A 20,651-nucleotide genomic window follows, 5' to 3' on the forward strand; every position below is an offset into this window, starting at 1 on the left:
AGGACCTCGCTCGACTTGGTGTCTCAGACCACAGTCACTTATATTCGAAGAGTCAGGCTGAGCCGCCCACGGCAGCCCCCGGAATTGGGTGCCCAGGGCGAGCGGCACATCAGCCGGTGCTCGAAAAAGGAGCACGAAGCCGCAAACTGCGCGTGTGAGACATATATGGATCCCTCATTTCCATATCTCATTCGCGAAAGGCCTGCCATGGCTCATACCTCCGCGCACGTCGCGCACACCCTTGCCGCCCACATCGACGAGGTCTTCGGCCTCATGGGCAACGGCAATGCCTACTTCCTCGACGCCCTGCTGCGTAACACCTCGGCAACCTACACCGCCGTCCGCCACGAGGCCGGAGCCGTCGTCGCCGCCGACGCTCACTTCCGCACCTCCGGGCGGATCGCCGCGGCCACAACGACGTATGGTGCGGGGTTCACGAATACGCTCACCGCCCTCGCCGAGGCGGCACAAGCCCGGGTTCCCCTCGTCCTCGTCGTCGGGGATGAGCCCACGTCCGGTCCCCGACCATGGGACGTCGACCAGATCGCCATGGCCTCCGCCGTGGGTGTGCGCACCTACAACGTCGGTCGGGTCGATGCCGCCGCAGCCACCGTGACCGCCATCGAGCATGCTCTGACCTACCGGGTGCCCGTCGTCCTGGCCATTCCCTACGATGTCGCGACCCTGGAGCTCGGTGAGATTCCGGATGTGCCCGGCCCCAGTCGTCCCTCGCCGATGGCACCGACCGGCGAATTCGCACATGCGGCTCTTGATCGCCTTGCCGCCGATCTGTCTGGAGCGAAACGTCCCCTGCTGCTCGCCGGCCGCGGTGCCTGGCTGGCCAGAGCCGACTCCGAACTCGGTGAACTCGTGGACATCACGGGAGCACTCACCGTGACGACCGCGCTGGGACGCAACATCTTCCCGGCTGCCGAACACGATTTGGGAGTCGCCGGCGGATTCGGTGCCCCGGCCGCGATGGAGCGCGTCCGCGAGGCCGATGTGGCCGTGGTCTTCGGAGCCTCGCTCAATCAGTTCACCATGCGTTTCGGAGACCTCTTCCATCCCTCGACGGCGGTATGGCAGATCGACACCGACGACCGCGCCACGAACGCCCGAGTCGGAGGCTTCATCCGCGCCGATGCGAAACTCACCGCCGCCGAACTCATCGCGCGCCTGGCGGCGACCGGCGCAGGCAGTGCTGGGGGTTCGGACAGTGCCGACGAACGCTGGCACGATTCCGTCGACACCGCTGCCGACCGTGCCTACGTCGTCGGGTCGGAGCTCGCCGACGATGGTCGGCTCGATCCGCGTGCGGCGGCGAACCGCCTCGGCGAGGTTCTGCCCGAGGATCGGGTCGTCGTCTCCGACGGCGGACATTTCATCGCCTGGGCGAACATGTTCTGGGAGCCCAGTGCACCCGATCGGCTGGCGATGGTCGGCACCGCCTTCCAATCGATCGGACTCGGTTGGCACAGCGTCGCCGGGGCCGCCCGCGCAAACCCGGACTCGACGATCGTGCTCACCACCGGTGACGGCGGCGGAGCCATGGCACTGTCCGACCTCGACACCGCGATCCGGGTGGCCGGCGGTCGCGGTCTGGCCGTGGTCTTCAATGACGCGGCCTACGGTGCCGAGGTCAACCTGTACGGGCTCAAGGGGTTGGAGAAGTCGCCCATGCTCATCGACGAGATCGATTTCGCGGCCCTCGCGACGGCCGCCGGTGGGCACGGGGTCGCCGTCCGCACCCTGAGCGATCTCGCCGTGGTTGAGGAGTGGAAGTCCCGCCCGGTCGACGAACGGCCTTTCCTGCTCCTCGACCTGCGGATCTCCGGTGAGATCATCGCACCGTACCAAGAAGAGGTCATTCGCGTGAACTCGTGAGGGTGACCGGCTAGTTGCGCAGCTGGTTGCGGCCCTGGTTCAGACACTGGTCTTGCTGTGCCGACCGGCCCCAGGTGACGAGGCGCCACAGCTTCTCCAGCGGGCCCTGTCCGAAACGGCGCAGCCACAGAGTTGAGACGACGACCTGAACGATGATGATCGCGGCGCAGATGACGAGTCCGGCGACGTATCCGCCGCGGTCGTCGAACCGGGCGAGGTCGGGCGCTGCCAGCCGAACGGCGACAAGGATGACGGTGGCACCGACGTAGTTGCTCAGCGCCATCCGACCCAGCGGTGCGAATACGGACTTCAGGACCGCCTCGGCGGGGGTGCGCAGGAGCAGCAGGATGGCGACGATATAGGTCAGGGCCATACACAGGCCCAGGCCGGCATTGATCCACTGGTCGACGTGACGGGTCGTATAGTCCGTCACGGAGAAGCCGACGATCGTCACGATCAGTGCGAGACCACCGGCGATCGCGACTCGTCCCGGGCGGTTGAGCACGGATCGGAGGAAATCGCTGCCGCCGATGGCGAAGCCGAGCAGGAAGAGTCCGGGGATGACGGCCATTCCGCCTCCGGTGGCCACTCCGGCGATGAGCAGAACGACGCCGAGGATCGCAGTGATGACGTTCCGCCACCGGTCGGCGATCCACGTGGCCGGCAGCAGGAAGACGATCCCGGCGAGCGCATATGGAAGCAGCGCCTCGCCGGGTTGGAGGAGTTGATGGAGCCCACCGAGGATGCTGAGGAAGGCGAACCGGCGCAGCAGAGCCAGGCGCGGTCGGTGGCTGCGATCCCGGGCGGACAGCCACATGAGTCCGAACCCGATTCCGAAGAGGAACGAGAAGATCGGGAAGAAGCGGTTCTGCACGAAGTCTTCGTAGAAACGGTAGAAGTCGAGGCCCCCACCCTCGACGCCGAGGCCGAAGATCGGCGGCAGGTTGACCAGCAGGATCCCGCACAGGGCGAACCCGCGGATGACGTCGAGTGCGGCGATGCGGGGTCGAGATCGAATATCGGCAGAGCTCGCGGTATCGGCGAGGCTCGCGGTGTCGGCAGGGCTCACTTTGTCGGCAGGGCGTGTGGTGTCGGGTTGAGGTCGTGTCATGGCCTCTATCCTTCCCGAAACGGAGATCTGGCACATCGGCCGTGCGACCGAGAATCGACGAACGGGGTCGGCCATTCGGCTGATCCCGGCACGGCTGGCGGGGTGGGTGCGGTTGGGGTGGGTGAGACGACTGCACCGTGGGAGTAGAGTCCGCGCTCGTCAGCCGTTGGAGTTCATGACCCCGGATTCCCACATCCGGGCGGCGATCTCGACGCGGTTACGGGCATCGAGACGCGTCTGGATGCTGCCCAGGTGGGTCTTCACGGTGCCGAGTGAGATGAAGAGCTCGGTGCAGATCTCCTGGTTCGTCCGTCCCACGGCGACGAGCTTCGCGATCTCGGTCTCCCGATCGCTGAGGCGGTCGATGCGCGCGGTCTCCGACCGGGGTGCGGCGGTGCGCCGTCGGAGCAGGTCGAGAGTGAGCGAGGGGGAGATGAGCGCATCGCCGTTCGCCGCCGCTCGGACTCCGGCGAGCAGGAGGTCGGCTCCGGCGTCCTTGAGCAGGAATCCGCTGGCTCCCCCGGCGAGAGCCGCATCGACGTAGTCGTCATCGTCGAAAGTGGTGACCATGATGACCTGCGAATACGGAGTCAGTCGCGGAAGCGCAGCCAAACCGTCGAGGCGCGGCATGCGAATATCGAGCAGCACCACATCGGGCTGTTCGCGTTTGACAAGAGCGATCGCGTCGACGCCGTCGGCGGCTTGCCCGGTGACGCGGATATCGGCTTCGGCGTCAAGGATGAGTGAGAATCCCATCCGCACCATCTCCTGATCGTCGATGACAGCGACGGTGATCATCGGCTCTCCCCTGTTCGGTGGTCGTTCACTGGATTGAGCGGCAGTCGCGCGACCACGCTCCATCCTCCCCCGGGTTCGGGTCCCGCCTCGATCCTCCCGCCGAGGTGGCTCACCCTCACGCGCAGACTGTTCAGTCCCGTGCCGCTACCGGCACCGACCCCACCGGAACCGACTCCGTTGGTCACGGTCATGACCAGAGTGCCGGGAGCGTCGGGCCCGGCGAGGTTTTCGGCTGAGTCAGTCGGGGTGGCGGGCTCGATCATGACGGTGACCGTCACCGGAACATCGGCGCCGGCGTGACGGCGCACGTTCGTCAGGGATTCGACGAGGACACGGTCGAGGACGGGCCAGACCGGGGCGGCCACCTCGGCGGGGGTGTCGATTGTGATCGTCGCGGACTTGCCGAACGCCGCGACCCGGTCACGCAGAGCCTGCGGGCCCGAAGCGATCGGGGTGCGGGAAGCGGTCTCCGCGCCAGAATCGGACACCGTTCCCGCAGCGGTGACGGGTGAGGCATCGGTTCGCGTGTCGCTGCGGGCGTCGGAGACGAGGCGGCGGATCTCCTCGAGCGCGCGGGTCCCCGAATCTTCGATCTTCGCCAGGGCCGTTGTTCTCAGGTCCGGGCTGTCGCTGCGCCCGGCGGCTTGGGCGAGCACGACGATTCCGGTCACCTCGTGGGCGATGAGGTCGTGGAGTTCGGTGGCGATGCGACGTCGTTCCGCCTCGGTGGCGGTGGCCTGTCGTTCGATCAGGGTGCGGTCATTCGATCGCAGCATCAGACCGATCGCGATCGCGGCGATGATCAGGGCGAACACCATGAGTGCGAAGGTCGCACCGTCGGCCATGACCAGGGGACAGACGATGTTCGCGACTGCGAGAACGACAATGGAGGCGATGCTCATCCGGCCCGAGGATGCGCGCGTGAGCATCGCCAGCACCGTCAGGCTCAGCCACAGAGTCGTCAGACTCAGTGTGGCGGCGACGGCGGCCAGGGCGAGGCCACCGAGCAGTCCGAGGACGGCCCACTCCAGCCGTGCAGACCGTCCCGGACGCAACTGGGCTCGAATGAGGATGGGCAGGCCGACGGCCACGGCGATGACGTTGCCGAGGATCAGTGACCAGCCGCTGCCGATGAACAGTTCCAGGGCGAAGGTCAGCGGGACCGGGATCAGCCACAGCCAGGTGAGGAGTCGTCTCATTTGCTCACAGTCTAGTCAACGCCGGATGCCAGGTTCTGGTTTCTCGGGTTCGGCATTGTCGTGCGCTGCGCTGACCGTATCAGCGGCAGTCGGTGTCAGCGTATTCGACCTCGACAACCACGCCATCGTCTCCCGCGGACACGTCCCGCACTTCGGCCGCCTGCGGCAGGGCGCGGTCGGTGAGGAAACGCTCGTCGGCGAGAACATCGAGCCGGTTGCCTTCCGCCCGGGCGGAGAAGGTCACCCTCTTGCCGTCGATGGTGGCCACCTCGGTGTAGGAGTCATCGGGATTCTTCACCGGCCGGACCTGGCCTGACGGGTAGTCGAAGGTGATGAAGCGGGTGAGCCGGTCGGCGTGGCCGTCGACGAGGCGGTGGACGAGGACCTGATCCTTGTTCGTTCCCTTCGCTGGGTCGAGATCGACGTAGCTGAGGTCTGCGGTGTGCTGTGCAGCGTAGAGGAGGTAGGGGCGACCGTGGACGTCGATCGTGTCGGGTGTGATCGCGCAGCCGTCCAGGTAGTCGGCGACGTCGGCTTCGAGTGCGACTTTCGCACGGTTCTCAGCCACAATGAGTCCGCCGATGAGGGCGATGAGGATGATGACGATGGTGCCGAGGGCGATGAGTGCCTTCTTCATGAGTGTGGAGCGTCCTTATCGGATCGGAGTGAGCAGTCACTGTGCTGGGCCGGGGTTTCACAGCCGGCGCGTGGCTGCTGTCTGACACCCTCGATCCTTCCCGTTTCGGGGAGGCCGAGCCTCGGCCGAATGGCTGATCGTGATCGGCCGAGTGGTCGGAACTCCCGGGTCTCGCAAGGGCGTCGCGAAGAGAGTGCCCAGACAACGGTATGGCGGTCGTCTCCGGGGAGGTCGTCGCCGTGGCAGATCATTTGTCTGCGGACCGCGCCGCGCGGTTGGCAACCGTCCAGACTCTGACAAAGAGGCCGAGGATGAGCAGCCACCCCGAGACTGCGAGAACGGCTCCGACTGCCTTCGGCCAGGCGAATTTCTCAACGCTCAACAGTGCAATCGAGAACCCGACGGCGATGATGCTGATGGTGATGAGCACGGGAATCGCCGCACGGTGGCCAGCTTTCCAAGAAGCCTCGGACCGCAGCGTCAGCGCCGACCGGATTCCGATTGCACGATTGCGGGGCAGACGGTCGCCGCGGATGACCAACACGAGAACGACGCAGACAACGGCGAGGAGCAGATAGCCGATCAGCGGCGGATAGAACATCGTTGCCGGTCCCCTCTCTGAACTCGGGTCCACCGTATCTCATCGGGGCTGAACCCAGCCGCTCTCCAAAGGACAGATGGGAACGGCCCTGTCCGGCCGCCTCGGCGATGGTGTTCACCGGTGTCGATGTGGTGAAACTGCAGGTCTGGGGATATCCGGACAGCGAAAAGCCCCGGATCCTTGCGGAATCCGGGGCTGTGACACGTGGAGATGGCGGGAATCGAACCCGCGTCCGTCGGCAGATTGTCAGGACTTCTCCGGGCGCAGTTCGTGAATTAGTGTCTTAGGTTCTGGCTATCGCACGAACACGTAAGCCAACGAACGGAGTTGAGTGAAAGTCCCTCAGGCACCCCCAACATGTGCCTGAAGCAGTGGCCTCTTAAGCGACGCCAGTATCTAGAGCAGAGGCAACTCTAGGCTGACGGATTCGCAGCTCGCGCTCTATCAGGCAGCGAGGGCGAAATCGGTGCGGTTGTTAGACTTAGCACCTATTGTTTTGCAGAGGACATTAACGAGATGACTCTGCATTCTCGGCCCGCTTCTCCCGACGCAGTGTCCAACGTCGAAACCGATCATCCCCATATTCTGTTACCAATCCTGATCAGCTGTTTCATCCGCCGAGGCGGCTGCTGGCGCCGATCAGATACTCCAGCATACTCGTACAACGCAGACCGAGCCAATTGCATTCCCTGAACTCCGCGAATACGTGACCGGACGCGCTCGGATGCGCTCGGACCGCCTCGGCGACAGAGCCGAGAGACGGTGGAGATGGCGGGAATCGAACCCACCGTCGACCAACCCTTACAGGTACTGCTTGGACTTCATGGCGCGTTCGGCTTCGCGTTTGTCCTGCGCTTCGCGCAGTGCCTGTCGCTTATCCCATTCGCGCTTGCCGCGGGCCAGGGCGATCTCGACCTTGACGCGTGAGCCGTCGAAGTACAGCTCCAGCGGGACCAGGGTCCGGCCGGATTCCTTGACTTTCTGCGAGATCTTGAGGATCTCCTCGCGATGGAGCAGCAGCTTACGACGGCGGCGGGCCGAGTGATTCGTCCACGTCCCCTGCAGGTATTCGGGAATGTAGACGTTCTCCAGCCAGGCCTCATTCTGGAAGATGAGGGCAAAGCCGTCGGTGAGCGAGGCTCGGCCTTCGCGCAGCGATTTCACCTCGGTGCCGGTGAGTACGAGTCCGGCCTCCCACGTGTCTTCGATGTGGTAGTCGTGGCGCGCCTTGCGGTTCCTCGCAATGACTTTCTTGCCTGTGTCCTTCGGCATGACCGGCCTCCTCTCTGCTCCCGATCACCTGTGCACGCGTTTGCGGGCACAGCCATCAATTCTATCCCATCGCCGCCCTTCCGCACGCCCGTCCCCTCCCAGAACTACCTGACGGCGGCCCAGCCACCTCGCGCGAGGTGGCTGGGCCGCCGTCAGGTAGCAATTAGAAGATGAAGGGTTTGGGGTCGACGTAGCCGCCGTTCTCCATGATCTCGAAGTGCAGGTGGCAGCCGGTCGACGCTCCCGTCGTACCGGAATACGAGATGATATCGCCCTTCTTGACCCTCTGCCCGTCATGTACCTTGAGCTTCGTGTTGTGGTTGTACGTCGACGCGATAGATTTGCCCTTGATCTTGCCGTGGGAGATGACGACACGGTTGCCATAACCGCCGGTCCAGCCGGAGGTGACGACGATTCCGTCGCCGGCCGAGCGGATCGGGGTTCCGCAGGGAACGCCGAAGTCCATTCCGGTGTGCAGCTTCCGTGCACCGGTGATCGGGTGGACCCGGTATCCGAACGGAGACGTCGTCGGGTATCCCTTGGCCGGGTTGGCCAGGACTCCGTCGCCGAAGACGAACTTGCCCTTCTTCTCCTGCTCTTTCTCCCATTCCCGGACCTTCTCGGCCAACCGGTCCTGCTCGGCCTTCTCATCGGCCAGCTGCTTCTCGGTCTTGTCCTTGTTGTCGGAGATCGTCTTCTCCGCATCGTCCTTCGCGGAGATGAGGTCGTTGAGGCTGTCGGCCTTCTTCTTCGCATCGACCTGCGCGGCCTCTTTGGCCAGCACCGCCTCGGCGGCTTCGTCCTTGAGGTCGGAGATCTTATCCGTCACGCCCGAGAGCCGCTCTTCGTTGTTCTTGTTCAGCGCCCGCTGTTCGGAGAGTTTGTCGATTGTGCGCTGCTGAGACCGCACCGCCGAGTCGACGCGACCGATGCCGCCGTCGGCGCTCGTACCCTCGGCCATCTGCAGCAGCATAGCCAGATCGGACGTGATGCCCGAGTTCTGGTAGGCCTGTCGTCCGATGCGCGCCGCCGAGGTCTTGTGCTTGTCGATCTCCTCCGTGCCGGATTTGATCGTGTCCTTGAGATCCTTCTGCGCGTTCTCCGCCGAGGTCAGGCGCGCGGCCATGTCCTCATCCTTCTCGATCGCCTCAGCAAGCGCATCGTCGGCGGCCTTCGATTCGGCTTCGGCATCCGGCAGCTTCTCCTGCGCCGCATCGCGTTCGGCGATGACGCGGGCGAGGTCCTCATCGAGACCTTCGAACTCCTGCTGGAGCTCCTTGACGCGTTCGTCGACCTCGCTCTTGTCGTCGCGAGGATCGGCCACCACCGAGGTGACCGGCATGACCACTGCCAGCGCAGCTGCCGTGAGGACGAGTCCGAGTCTGCGTCTCATCTCAGACCTTCGTGTACTTGTTCAGCGTGATCAGCGACGACGCTCCGGCCATGAGCACGCCGATGATGATGAGCACGGGGGTGATGAGGAGGACGTCCCATCCGGAGATGAGGCTGAATCCCGTGGCCTGCGACTGCAGCCAACCGCTGACTCCGAAGTGGACGAGCAGTCCCAGGGCACCGGCGGACAGCGTCGCACCGACGGCCGAGGCGATGACGCCCTCGAGCAGGAACGGCATTTGGATGAAGGTATTCGACGCGCCGACGAGCCTCATGATGCCGGTCTCCCGGCGTCTCGAGAACGCGGAGAGTCGAATGGTGGTGGCGATGAGCAGCATCGCGCACAGCAGCATGATGCCGGCGATCGCGATCGCCACGATGGTCGCGATATTGAGCACCCCGAACAGGCGGTCGAGCAGCTGATTCTGGTCGACGACCTCTTCCACCCCGGGAGTCGACGAGAACGTCTCCTTGATGATGTCGTACTTCTCGGCGTCCTTGAGTTTGACCCGGAAGGACTCGTTCATCTCGTCCTTGGGCACTGTGCCTTCGAGGCTGGTGCCCTTGAACTGCTCCTGGAAGTGCTCGTAGGCCTCGGTCTTGTCCTCGAAATAGACCTTGTCGACATAGGGGGCCAGATCGGAGCTTTCGAGTTCTGCCCGGATCTGATCCTTCTGGTCGCCCGTGACTTCACCGTCGACGCAGTTCGTCGCCTCCGAATCCGGCGGGCACAGGAACACGGAGACCTGCACGCGGTCGTACCAGAAGTCCTTCATCTGCCCGACCTGCATCTGCAGCAGGATCGCGGCACCGACGAAGAGCAGGGACACGAAGGTCACGAGCACGACGGAGATGACCATGGAGAAGTTCCGGCGCAGACCTGACCAGACTTCGGAGAGGATGAAACCGGCCCTCATGAGGCGACTCCGTAGGTGCCTTCTTCGACGTCGCGGACGATTTCGCCTTCGCGCAGTTCGATGACTCTCCGGCGCATCCGATTGACGATCTCTCCGTCGTGGGTGGCCATGAGCACCGTGGTGCCGTTGCGGTTGATCTTCTCGAGAACGTTCATGATGTCAGCGCTCGTCGCCGGGTCGAGGTTGCCCGTCGGTTCGTCGGCGAGCAGGATTCCGGGCTTGTTGACCACGGCGCGGGCGATGGCCACACGCTGCTGTTCACCGCCGGAGAGCTCACTGGGGTACCGCTTCTCCTTGCCGGCCAGGCCCACGGTCTCAAGGACGTCGGGGACGAGGGTCGACATGGCCGCGCGGGACTTTCCGATCACCTGAAGGGCGAAGGCGACATTGGCGAACACGGTCTTGTTCGGCAGCAGGCGGAAGTCCTGGAACACGGTTCCGATCCCCCGCCGCAGGTAGGGCACCTTCCAGCTGGGCATCTTCACCACGGATTTTCCGGCGATGTGGATGCGACCGGAGCTGGGGACCTCTTCACGCAGGATGAGTCGGATGACCGTGGACTTTCCCGAGCCGGACGCCCCGACGAGGAACACGAATTCCCCGCGGTCAGCCTCGAAGGAGATGTCATCGAGTGCTTTGCGGGAACGCGTGTCGTAGGACTTCGAAACGGAGTCGAATCTGATCAAGTCGGTCTTCAATCATGTTGCGGGTGGCTCGGCCGATTCCACTGTACGTAACAGTTCCGTGATGTTCGCGGAGGCGGCCGGGCGTGTGTTGCGATCTGATGAAGTTCACAGTCGCCTCGGTGATGGTCGAAACCTCGCCGAGGCGGCCGACCCTCAGTCGGCCATCGACCGAGCGATACGGCTCGGCACCCTAGCCCGAAGAGTCGAGCCAGTTACTCGAAGAATCAGGATCAGGCCTCGGCCTCTTCGGCCATCTCCTGTTCCTTGCGCCAGCGAATGCCGGCCTCGATGAGTCCGTCGAGGTCACCGTCGAAGACGGCCGAGGGGTTGTTGACCTCGTAGCCGGTGCGCAGGTCCTTGACCATCTGGTACGGATGGGTGACGTAGGAGCGCATCTGATCACCCCAGCTGGCCTTGATATCGCCGGCCAGCTCCTTCTTCTGCGCGGCCTCTTCCTGGCGCTTGAGGTCGAGCAGTCGCGACTGGAGGACACGCATCGCGGCCTCACGGTTCTGGATCTGGGACTTCTCGTTCTGCATGCTCACGACCACACCGGTGGGGATGTGGGTGATGCGCACGGCCGAGTCAGTCGTGTTCACCGACTGCCCACCGGGGCCCGAGGACCGGTAGACGTCGATGCGCAGATCGTTCTCGTCGATCTCGACATGGTCGGTCGATTCGATGAGCGGGACCACCTCGACGGCCGCGAAGGAGGTCTGGCGGCGGCCCTGGTTGTCGAAGGGGCTGATGCGCACGAGACGGTGGGTGCCGGCCTCGACCGACAACGTGCCGTAGGCGTAGGGCGCGTCGATCTGGATGGTCGCGGACTTGATGCCCGCACCTTCGGCATAGGAGGTGTCGAGCTCCTGGACCTTGTATCCGCGGTTCTCCGCCCACCGGACGTACATGCGGGTGAGCATCTGCGCCCAGTCGGTCGCGTCGTCGCCGCCGGCACCCGACCGCACGGTCACGACGGCGGAGCGCTCGTCGTATTCGTGGCTGAGCAGGGTCGAGATCTCGAGTTCGGCCAGCTGATCGCGCAGCTTTCTGATGTCGCGGTCGGCCTCTTCGAGCGAGTCCGAGTCGCCTTCATCCTGGGACATCTCGACGAGCAGTTCAGCGTCGTCGATCCGCTCACCGAACTTCTCGAGCTTCTCCAGGGTGCCCTGCTTGTGCGAGAGCTTGGCCGAGGTCTTCTGCGCCGAATCAGGGTCGTCCCAGAACGTCGGCGACGACGCCTGCTCCGTGAGTTCGGCAACCTCGTCGCGCAGGTTGTCCAGATCGGACACGTCGAGAATCGCTTTGTACGTCTGGCGGAGGTTGGCGATTTCAGAAGAGTAATCAGTGGAGGCCATAATGATCCGATTCTAGTGCATGCCCTCCCCCGAGCATGAAACGGCGCCGAGGCGGTCGACCGTTGAGATATCGAGGGCTGATCGGTCGAGGCAAGCCCCGATCAGTCGCCCCGACCCCAAAAAGCGCCGCCGGCGGGAGATCTGATTCATCCCGCCGGCGGCGCGGCTCACGTCGCTTCATACGAAGACTGGTGAGGAAAATATAGACCGAAACCCACCCTTGCGCAAGACGAAAACGCCCCGCAATGACAATCGTGAAACTACACCGTGAGCATTTGCAGAACTCATTCCCAGTTATCCACAGATTTCGGAATTCACTAGATTCTTCATTCGACTACAGATAGGTTAAACAGCAAATCACGCTGTCAATTGAATGATCGGGCAAGGGTTCAGAGTGGAAGCCACCGAAGTCATCACCAGCGAGGTTCACAAGCGGATCAGAGATCTCGATGTGGATCCCCGCGCCGATATTCAGCGCTCTCGCGAGCTCATTCGCACCGTCATCGCCGAATACGACGAACGCAGCCTCGTCGCCGATCTCCCGGTGCTCGAAGACAAAGAGGCGACGTTTCGGCACATCGACAATCAGCTCTCGGGTTTCGGTGCCCTGCAGGATTATCTCGATGATCCGCACGTCGAAGAGATCTGGGTCAACTCCCCGAGCGAGGTCTTCATCGCCGTCGACGGAATCCACCAGCTGACGACGACGAAGCTGAGTTCCGGCGAACTCGACGACCTCATCGAGCGGATGCTGCGCACCTCGGGCCGTCGCGTCGATCTCTCCCAGCCGTTTGTCGACGCCATTCTGCCCGACGGGTCCCGGCTGCATGTCGTGCTGCCCGATATCACTCGCACCCACCCGGCCGTGAATATCCGCAAGTTCATCGCCCCGCCGCGCAACCTCGCCAATCTCGTCGCTCACGGCTCACTGACTCCTGGGGCCGCCGAGTTCCTCGACGCGGCCGTGACGTGCGGTGCCAATATCCTCGTCTCCGGGGCTACTCAGGCCGGCAAAACCACTATGCTCAACGCCTTGGCCGGCTCGATACCGGCCCGCGAACGCACGATCTCCTGCGAAGAGGTCTTCGAACTCAATCTGCCCAGCCGCGACTGGGTTCCCATGCAGTGCCGCCAGCCGTCACTGGAAGGAACCGGCGAAGTCACCCTCCGCGCCCTGGTCAAAGAGGCGCTACGCATGCGACCGACGCGCATCATCGTCGGCGAGGTCCGAGAAGCCGAAAGCCTGGACCTCCTGGTCGCGCTGAATTCCGGGTTGCCCGGGATGGGCACAATCCACGCGAACTCTGCACGGGCGGCGATCACGAAGATCTGCACTCTGCCTCTTTTGGCCGGGGCGAACAATTGATACAGGGTGTGCAACTAGACCAGCTGACGTGGCAAGTCAACCACAACTGACTGTATTCGAGCGTGGGAGGCGACTAGACCAGATCGACGACCACTGGGAGCCTCTCGAAGAACACAGAATTCGCTCGGTGCTCTAACAATTCCGTTACCCGAGAAGAACATTGACACCGCTCCAGTCGTGAGGCTATGCCTTGCTACTACATTGTGGTAGGCACTATCACTCATGCTCCAACTTACACCGCTCGAGTCTGCAATTGTGGACTCCCGTGCAGATAACGCAAGCGTCGGAATAGTCCTCTAGCAACACGAACACTTTAAAGTCGTCGCAGAGACCAAATCAGTGGTCCGCCCCTCAAAATGACAAACGGCCGAAAGACTGTCCACGACCCGAGTGGCCATGCGATTAAACACAAGTATCAGGCCGCTCAGCCATAATTGTGTTATGTCCCAGAATCAACGCACCGGGCGGGCCACACAGGTCGGCGAACAAGGAAAGACCATCGAACCGGCGGACCCTTCCAACAAGAGTTCGGACGCTGCCATCGAACTTCGATCGCTCGCCCCCGAGTACAACGAAGAACAGCACGCTATTTATGTGCGCCATCTAGAGACTGCGGTGAGAGAGCCAAAGAACAGAAACATCGCACTGACGGGACGCTACGGCTCTGGCAAATCGAGCATTCTCGACAGGTTCATTGAAAACCAGGAGAAGGCGCACCAGACGACACTGCGCATCAGCATCAATACCCTCGGACCAGACGATGGCGAAGCTGTAACCAACCGAATCCAGAAAGAACTGGTCAAGCAACTAGTCTACCGAGCTGAGCCCGGAAAAATACGGTACTCGCGCTTCGCTCGCAGGAAGGAACCAACCAAGCGACAAATGCTGTTAGAGGCTGTCGTCGTCGGAGTGCCAGTATTCTGCCTTCTCTGGCTCTTTGGCGTTAGGCCAGAAATTGATGCTTTGGGCACCAACCACATAGCTCTGCCTGCCATTGCCTTTCTTATTCTCTTGGTAGGAGTTATATGGACAGCTCGATGGTTTATCGGCAATCGTCCTGTTTCACAGTTTTCAACTGGCGGCACGTCAATCTCGTTCGACAAGCAGCCGGACTCCTACTTCGACGAGTACCTCGATGAGATCATGGCGTTTTTCGAGGCTAAGAAGCCGAACCTAGTCGTGTTTGAAGATATTGACCGATTCGACGACCCACGAATATTTGACTCTCTTCGCGAACTCAACACGCTTATCAACGACTCCGCGCAATGGAAGAACCAAGAACAGCCACTTCGCTTCATCTATGCGATCAAGGACAGTCTCTTTGAGAAATTAGGAGATGGCGCTCGGGACACCAATATTTCGGAAGACTCATCGGCTCCGAGCGAGTCGGATCAGCCCCCGACGGATGCTAACTCCGTTAGCAAGCGCCTTCAGGACACCGCCGAGGCGGCGGTAGAGCGCGCGAATCGCACAAAATTCTTCGAGACCGTCATTCCCGTAGTTCCGTTTCTCTCCCACAGCAACGCCCGCGATTTGCTTAGTGCAAAGATGGACGAGCTGAAATTACCCAAAGACACGAAGATCAGCCGCGGGTTGCTTGATATAGTCGCACGGCACACTACCGACATGCGACTGCTACTCAACGTCCGAAACGAGTTCGTGATCTTCGCGGAGAGACTCTTGTGGATCAATGAGAACGACCGAGCGCCACGCCTCACCGCGAATGACCTGTTCGCGCTGGTCGTCTACAAGAACTTTCATCTAGCTGATTTCGAGACGCTTCCGAACCGAGGTAGCGCTCTGGACCAGCTCGAGAGCAAACGCCAGAAACTGGTTGAAGACACTATCGCAAAACTTCAAAACGAGAAGCACGAGCTCCTTCGCAGCAGCCAACTTCAGGGCGAGCAGGAGAATACTGCTCAGCGACTCGTCGACCGTCTCATTGCCTTTGCCGCCAACATGAAACAAGAAATCCAACGCCTGACAGTCGGAGAACAGTCGTACACTCCAGACGCAGCCCGCACATCGACATTCTGGAAAAATGTTTCGAAGGTCGGCCAAATTGAACTGAAGATGAGGTCAAGACTTTCGGGCCATGAGTCTGCTTCGAAAATAGGTAGAAGCCAGTTGAACGACTTCTTCCCCGAGCTCAAAGAGACCAGCCGATGGGAAATTCTCAAAACCGACCTCGACCAGCGGTGCGCAGACCTCGATCATAAGGTCGCTGTCCTCCGCGGAGCAGACTTTAACACCCTTGCCAAACAGTTGCGCCTGGAGTCGTTTCTCGACTCGATGAATAGCGTGCTACCGTCTCAGCTCGCTTTCGACCTAGTGGTCGAAGGGTATCTGAATCGGTACTACGCTGAGTACTCAACCGTGTTCTACGGCGGCTTCCTCGGTGTCGATGTGGCGAACTTCTTCCGCAACTGCGTGTGGCCGAACGGAATGAAAGTGCAAGACACTTTCGTTACGAATAATGCTGTGCAAAACATTCTAGACCAGGCACCAGAAGGCTTCACTCGGTCACGTAGTGCTCTGAACATTCAGATCATCGACCACTTGCTCGAGCACCGGCCTCAGGACGCTAAAGAAGTCGTCAGCTTCCTTGCCGATGAGTCCAACGAGCAGGATAGAGCAACGTTCCTACATGCTTTCCTCAACGAAACCAGCTCGCGTTCGTACGACCTGGTCAGTCTCCTGGCAAAGCACCCATGGCAGGGCCTGTTCGACTATCTCGCAAGCCCCAAGACCATCGCTACGGAAGCATCACGGACCGAGCTCCTCGATGCAGCGATCTTGGGCGCGTCTTCTGGCAAAGACTTCGAGATCAGCGACAAGGCGAGTGCGCTCATCACCGATCGCTATTCAAAGCTCAAGTCCTTTACTTCAGCCCTCGGCCACGAGAGGGCAGCCGTCGTTATGGACATAATTCACTTAGCTGGCATCATTATTCCTTCTTTAGACCCTCTTTCCACATCGTTGCTCCGTCGAGTAGTCGACGACGACGTATACGACCTCACTGCCGAAAACGTTCGAGCTGCCCTCGCGCTCGGCACCGATGATCCGATCTCACTGGACTATATCCGCCAGGATGACCGCGTCTGGAAACGTTGTCTGGAAGAGTTTTCCAGCTACCTCTTAGCCGTCGACAGAGACGCGTCGACCGAGTATGCGACTCTGAATCCGGCCGCATTACAAGCAGTGATCCAAACGCAGTATGAAGAATGGACCGATGAGCAAATAGTGAAACTGCTGGAGACCAGTGCCCCAACAGCATCACTTTCCGAAATCGCTAATGTACCCACCGATACATGGCCAATGATTGCGTCGGCCCGTCGACTTGAGCCAAACGTGAAGAACCTGCATACATACTCGACCGAGTATGGCGTCGACGAGCACCTTGCGAAGGTGCTCATGGTCGAGCCGACAGTACCCGACGAGCTAGACGTCATCATTGACGTTGAACCGCAGTTGGTCGCCGAGTTGAGACTGAGGATATTGAACGCATCGCACGTGCTCAAGTCCCGAGAGCGTGTGTACATAGCGCTCCAACTCGATCCCGAACTGACACTCGGCGGTATCGATGCTGCCGACATTAAACCAACCGACGACAATCTTCTGGCCGACCTCCTTGAGGCGGGTCTAGTACCAGACACCGCGAATACGTTCAAACACTTCATGACCGCTGGCTGGAACGCAATAGCCAATGCATTCCATCACTCGGAGGCCGCCAAAGAGTTCTTGACTCCCGAGCTCGTGGCTGACCACGCATTGAGTCTTCTACGCGACTTTAAAGTCCCGAACGCTACCAAAGCCAAGCTGGTCACTGAAATTGGTGAATACGCAACGGAAAACGACGAAGAACTGCTCCGCGAAGGCCTGTCGTACGCCTTCCGCCAACACATCCAGCTCCCACTGCCTCAACTCGAACAGGTGGCACCCTACGCGCTTGAAGCTGAGCATGTCCTTCGCCCTCTCGCGGCTTTGGAAGATCTCGCCAGCGACGATGCCCTCCGTGTTCTTGGAAAACTGGGTGGAGACTACGAAGGATTCAACGCTGGACCGGGCCACGAGACCGAAGTACCTCTGACTGATTCCATCAGAACCATACTTAATCGTCTAAAACTCGAAGGACGGGTCGAGCTTCCGCGCGGCGGGAGGCGGGGCACCAAAAAAGTCAAGCTTGTTTAAGAAAGCGCCTATCGACAGTGCGTGAGTTAATTCGCCGTGAAAGTCCACTCTGCGTAGTGGGCTTGAGACTTTACCAGTATTTGGAAATATGGTAATTAGATGAAGACCACTATCGATCCACTGCATACAAGATTGCGGCCACCCCAATAGGCACCCAGACCAACAGCTGCAGATCGGCCGTAAGTGCACTAACCCAGAAACCGGACGCAATCGATAGCGTGGAAACCATCACTTTGCGCAAGCTGTTTGCCCGGTTAAGATACTTGACCTTCTCTTCCGGACCAGCTTCGTCTGGAGGATATCGCTGAACAAGCCAGCCACCTGCAACGATCAACATGATCAGCGTAAACGTCAATGCCGTTGAAAAGAGATGCGGAGACTGCACACAACGCTCGGCATCGTCCTGAAGCCAACCAAGAAACCGCCCGGCTGCTTCCGGAACGAACATAAGCAAGAAGGACGCCGTAAGCCCAAAAAAGGTAACTTGGGCCATGACTCGAACAGCGCGGACTGGAGAAGACAGCGCCGCTAATGGACGATCAATATATCCAGTGAACCAGAACAGTAGCGCTCCAATCGAAACAACCGCAACAACGATAATCAGGGCAGTGCTCATTGGGTCGACTTCACTCACCGACGAGTATCCGCACAAGCCGTCATTATTTAGTAGATCTTTCATAGACCAAATCTATACTGAGGTCGAATTTCACCAGTCACCACGATTCGCCCGGCACCGTAACCAGACCAGGAGAGCTGTGTACCTCCAAGAGCCTGTTGATGTGCGGGTCGATTACTCAGCGAGGGCATAGCACTACTTTTAGGCATGCCCCTCGACCGATCTCACTTTCGAAAAAGGAGCAACCAGATCCGAGGCACGAAGAATGGCGGGAATGGACTCGGCGAAATTTCAGATCGCGCAGCGGACAGGCCGTGACCGGCTGGACATGACTAGTCCAGGCAAATCGTCGCTTGCCCAACGTCGCCCCAATAGCCTCCAGGCTGCAGGTCGCAGGACCCGCAATGGCCATACAGTCTATGGCACTGCCACATCGCAGGGCCGCGTCCATGCCTTCAACGATCTAGTGCTCTCGGCACGTTTGGCCGCCATCACCCTGATCAACAGTGCTCATAGGACTGCAATCGACTCATCTATACCCCTGTGGGGTACAGTCTCGGGATGTACCACGCCTTTCACGAGTGGTACATTTCGTTTCTGCAGGTCAGAAGGTCAGTTAACAAGGACTGGGTACCACATGTACCAGACGGAGATTTTGAAGTGGTACATCCATTTGCACAGGTCACAAGGCTTTTCGATACCCCTTGTACCACTTGTACCATTCTTTTCTAACTTATATATAGGATTCTGTCCCCCTGCTCCCCAATAGCCCCCATCGCAAAACATCAAGTAGCGCATATTTCTATATAGAAGTCGGAAAAATCTGGTACACATGGTACAAATGCTCACAAAATGCCCCTGACCAGGGAGAACACCTGTACCACGTCGACTTGGGACGTGGTACACACCTCACGATCCGCAACAGCCATTTCGGTGTTTACCCTGGTCAGATGGCCTACGAGGTGTGTACCACTTCGTGGTACACATTTCATCATCGCAACCGTTGAAGGCAGACCCGCCTACTTCTCGGTGGTTCTTCCTCTCTCGAGATCGAGGAGTCGCTGTCGACGGCGTTGGTAGCTAGCGATCAGCAAGCCAGGACAACGATGAAGAGCGTCAATTACCCGCTGTCTGTCGGGCACCAAGCAACGTCATTCTGCACGGCCGTCCAGGAATGCACTTCCCCTGAGACGCAGCAGAACGACGAGGCGAACACCGGCTCTGAGTGACAACAGTTCTCGCTTCAAGCGGCACAATCGAAAGTCGCGTTTGTCCTCTCGCGTGCATCTACTCCACCAAAACCTGTAGCGCCCACTTTCGACTACCGCCTCTGATCTTGACCCATTAGGTAGCGCTGCTTGGTAAAATAGAGAGCAGGACGGAGCGCAAGAATAGCTTCGTTACCGCATTAGCAAGAGTGTTTGGGTTCTCCGTCGGCACTGACGAATGGAGAAGACGCACGATTGGGGACGCGGCCCCAACTGAGCTCGACCACGCAGGCGACCAGAAGATCTTCGGCAGTGCTAGCCGGAGGCGCGGGGAATAGTCGAGACACCATACGAACGGTAGATCGTCGATCAGGTGTCTTGACAAGGAGGTTCCCGTAGTAATGGCACGAGACATCACCCCAGTTGCAGACCGCATGCACCAGACCCACCGAGGCGGATCAAAGAACCATTTCGGTGTCGGCGTCGCTGATGGTCCAATTGCGACGGCGAAGGGTAGCAACCGCCTCTTGATTCGAGAAACCGACCTCGATTTGGCCAATTTGGCAGACATCGACGCGGGGACAACGGCATGAGCAAACATCGCGTCGATGCACTCCGGAAATGGGCAGATGGTTCGCTTCCTTCCGAGGCCGCGGTCGAGCTCATCGTCAGTGCGCTCGACGGTCGGCTTCTCGACGGGCCGTGGATCCGCACGGACAGCCGGGGCAGCACGTGGTTCGACCCCCACGTCGCAACTGCTGAAGCCGGCTACCTCAGCGGCGGAGAGCGTCGAGTTCTGTCCGTCGCGAGCAGCCTCGTCAGTGACGACCATCCAGTCGACCTCGGCGATGCCTTCTCCGGACTCGATCTTGACGAGATCCGCTTTGTCCTCAATGCGTTAGCGCACGCAGGCGGCTTACCGAGGGTCTTCGTGGAACCGGAAGAGGACCATTATGAGACCTGTTAGAGCCGCTCACGAGCCATCTAGGCTGCTAACTGGCGGAACATGGGCTCCTACTGGCTCGGGCGAGACACTTCAGAGGTCGCCGCAAGACTCGAACGAGACCACAGCTGACCCATGGAAGCCCGAGGTCGCATCGCGACCCGTCGGAGACCTCGTGGTGTCTTCAGCTTGTGTCACCGAAGACCACAGTGAGGATCCAGCCAGACCTGTAGGAGACCTCGAATGGGCACCTCGCACAAGAAGGTCCCCCTCTGAGGCACATCGTTCATCGGTGCTGACGCACTCAGCGATGTTCGGATTAATCGGCCCACGAACCAATCGGAACGGGCCCGGTGTGCTCTCAATAGATCGTTGGGCGCCCAGCCCTAACTCTCCGTGCTCCTCACCGGAGAGTACTGGCGCAGGTCGTGGCTGGAAGGACTCCGGTTGTCGCCTACTGTCGGGCGGTTTGCCC

At 60.5% G+C, this 20,651-nt stretch carries 16 protein-coding genes and 1 other RNA gene; 5 read left to right on the top strand and 12 right to left on the bottom strand.

The window, feature by feature from the left end; genetic code table 11:
• The first annotated feature begins 207 nt into the window (after positions 1 to 207).
• Positions 208 to 1,884, top strand: coding sequence for a thiamine pyrophosphate-binding protein (locus ACOZ9V_RS13375; protein WP_434590722.1), 1,677 nt, complete (start codon positions 208 to 210; stop codon positions 1,882 to 1,884).
• 10 nt (positions 1,885 to 1,894) lie between these two features.
• Here the strand turns inward: ACOZ9V_RS13375 and ACOZ9V_RS13380 are convergent, their stop codons facing one another.
• The 11 genes from ACOZ9V_RS13380 to prfB all read right to left on the bottom strand — a co-directional run bounded on the left by ACOZ9V_RS13380 (position 1,895) and on the right by prfB (position 11,852).
• Positions 1,895 to 2,995, bottom strand: coding sequence for a DUF418 domain-containing protein (locus tag ACOZ9V_RS13380; RefSeq protein ID WP_434590725.1), 1,101 nt, complete (start codon positions 2,993 to 2,995; stop codon positions 1,895 to 1,897).
• A gap of 159 nt (positions 2,996 to 3,154) precedes the next feature.
• Complete coding sequence (locus tag ACOZ9V_RS13385) at positions 3,155 to 3,793, bottom strand: response regulator (RefSeq protein ID WP_434590728.1); 639 nt, start codon at positions 3,791 to 3,793, stop codon at positions 3,155 to 3,157.
• On the bottom strand, positions 3,790 to 4,992 hold the full coding sequence (locus tag ACOZ9V_RS13390; protein WP_434590730.1) for a sensor histidine kinase: 1,203 nt from the start codon (positions 4,990 to 4,992) through the stop codon (positions 3,790 to 3,792). The genes ACOZ9V_RS13385 and ACOZ9V_RS13390 overlap by 4 nt, the downstream gene beginning before the upstream one ends.
• Before the next feature lie 79 nt (positions 4,993 to 5,071).
• Positions 5,072 to 5,629, bottom strand: a complete 558-nt coding sequence (locus tag ACOZ9V_RS13395; protein WP_434590733.1) for a hypothetical protein — start codon at positions 5,627 to 5,629, stop codon at positions 5,072 to 5,074.
• Positions 5,630 to 5,876: 247 nt separating this feature from the next.
• Positions 5,877 to 6,263 carry an SdpI family protein gene (locus ACOZ9V_RS13400; protein ID WP_181272596.1) on the bottom strand — a complete coding sequence of 129 codons (387 nt, stop codon included), beginning with the start codon at positions 6,261 to 6,263 and terminating at the stop codon, positions 5,877 to 5,879.
• Positions 6,264 to 6,432: 169 nt separating this feature from the next.
• Positions 6,433 to 6,810: a transfer-messenger RNA gene (ssrA, locus tag ACOZ9V_RS13405) on the bottom strand.
• Positions 6,811 to 7,031: 221 nt separating this feature from the next.
• A complete protein-coding gene (smpB, locus tag ACOZ9V_RS13410; protein WP_101547462.1) occupies positions 7,032 to 7,502 on the bottom strand; it encodes an SsrA-binding protein SmpB in 471 nt (156 codons plus the stop codon).
• 163 nt (positions 7,503 to 7,665) lie between these two features.
• Positions 7,666 to 8,895, bottom strand: coding sequence for a M23 family metallopeptidase (locus tag ACOZ9V_RS13415; protein ID WP_172170910.1), 1,230 nt, complete (start codon positions 8,893 to 8,895; stop codon positions 7,666 to 7,668).
• Position 8,896: 1 nt separating this feature from the next.
• Entirely contained in the window at positions 8,897 to 9,811 is a 915-nt protein-coding gene (gene ftsX, locus ACOZ9V_RS13420) for a permease-like cell division protein FtsX (protein ID WP_376906414.1), read from the bottom strand.
• Complete coding sequence (gene ftsE / locus ACOZ9V_RS13425) at positions 9,808 to 10,497, bottom strand: cell division ATP-binding protein FtsE (RefSeq protein WP_139908579.1); 690 nt, start codon at positions 10,495 to 10,497, stop codon at positions 9,808 to 9,810. The genes ftsX and ftsE overlap by 4 nt, the downstream gene beginning before the upstream one ends.
• Before the next feature lie 230 nt (positions 10,498 to 10,727).
• Positions 10,728 to 11,852 (bottom strand): peptide chain release factor 2, encoded by a 1,125-nt coding sequence (gene prfB / locus ACOZ9V_RS13430; RefSeq protein ID WP_139908580.1) that lies wholly within the window; start codon positions 11,850 to 11,852, stop codon positions 10,728 to 10,730.
• Between the two features lie 394 nt (positions 11,853 to 12,246).
• Between prfB and ACOZ9V_RS13435 the strand changes: the two genes are divergently transcribed.
• Positions 12,247 to 13,218, top strand: coding sequence for a CpaF family protein (locus ACOZ9V_RS13435; RefSeq protein ID WP_434590739.1), 972 nt, complete (start codon positions 12,247 to 12,249; stop codon positions 13,216 to 13,218).
• Positions 13,219 to 13,659: 441 nt separating this feature from the next.
• Positions 13,660 to 17,409 carry a P-loop NTPase fold protein gene (locus tag ACOZ9V_RS13440; protein WP_434590742.1) on the top strand — a complete coding sequence of 1,250 codons (3,750 nt, stop codon included), beginning with the start codon at positions 13,660 to 13,662 and terminating at the stop codon, positions 17,407 to 17,409.
• A gap of 109 nt (positions 17,410 to 17,518) precedes the next feature.
• Here ACOZ9V_RS13440 and ACOZ9V_RS13445 read toward each other — a convergent pair whose 3' ends face one another.
• Positions 17,519 to 18,088 carry a hypothetical protein gene (locus tag ACOZ9V_RS13445; RefSeq protein ID WP_434590745.1) on the bottom strand — a complete coding sequence of 190 codons (570 nt, stop codon included), beginning with the start codon at positions 18,086 to 18,088 and terminating at the stop codon, positions 17,519 to 17,521.
• Positions 18,089 to 19,634: 1,546 nt separating this feature from the next.
• On the opposite strand from ACOZ9V_RS13445, the gene ACOZ9V_RS13450 reads away from it, so the two are divergent.
• Positions 19,635 to 19,826: a hypothetical protein gene (locus tag ACOZ9V_RS13450; protein ID WP_434590748.1), complete on the top strand. Its 192-nt coding sequence runs from the start codon at positions 19,635 to 19,637 to the stop codon at positions 19,824 to 19,826.
• The gene (locus ACOZ9V_RS13455; protein ID WP_434590751.1) at positions 19,823 to 20,200 is read left to right on the top strand and encodes a hypothetical protein; all 378 of its coding nucleotides are present in this window, start codon (positions 19,823 to 19,825) and stop codon (positions 20,198 to 20,200) included. The genes ACOZ9V_RS13450 and ACOZ9V_RS13455 overlap by 4 nt, the downstream gene beginning before the upstream one ends.
• Positions 20,201 to 20,651 lie beyond the last annotated feature (451 nt).

It is taken from the genome of Brevibacterium sp. 1718, from assembly GCF_051131255.1.
Taxonomy (GTDB): Bacteria; Actinomycetota; Actinomycetes; order Actinomycetales; family Brevibacteriaceae; genus Brevibacterium; species Brevibacterium sediminis.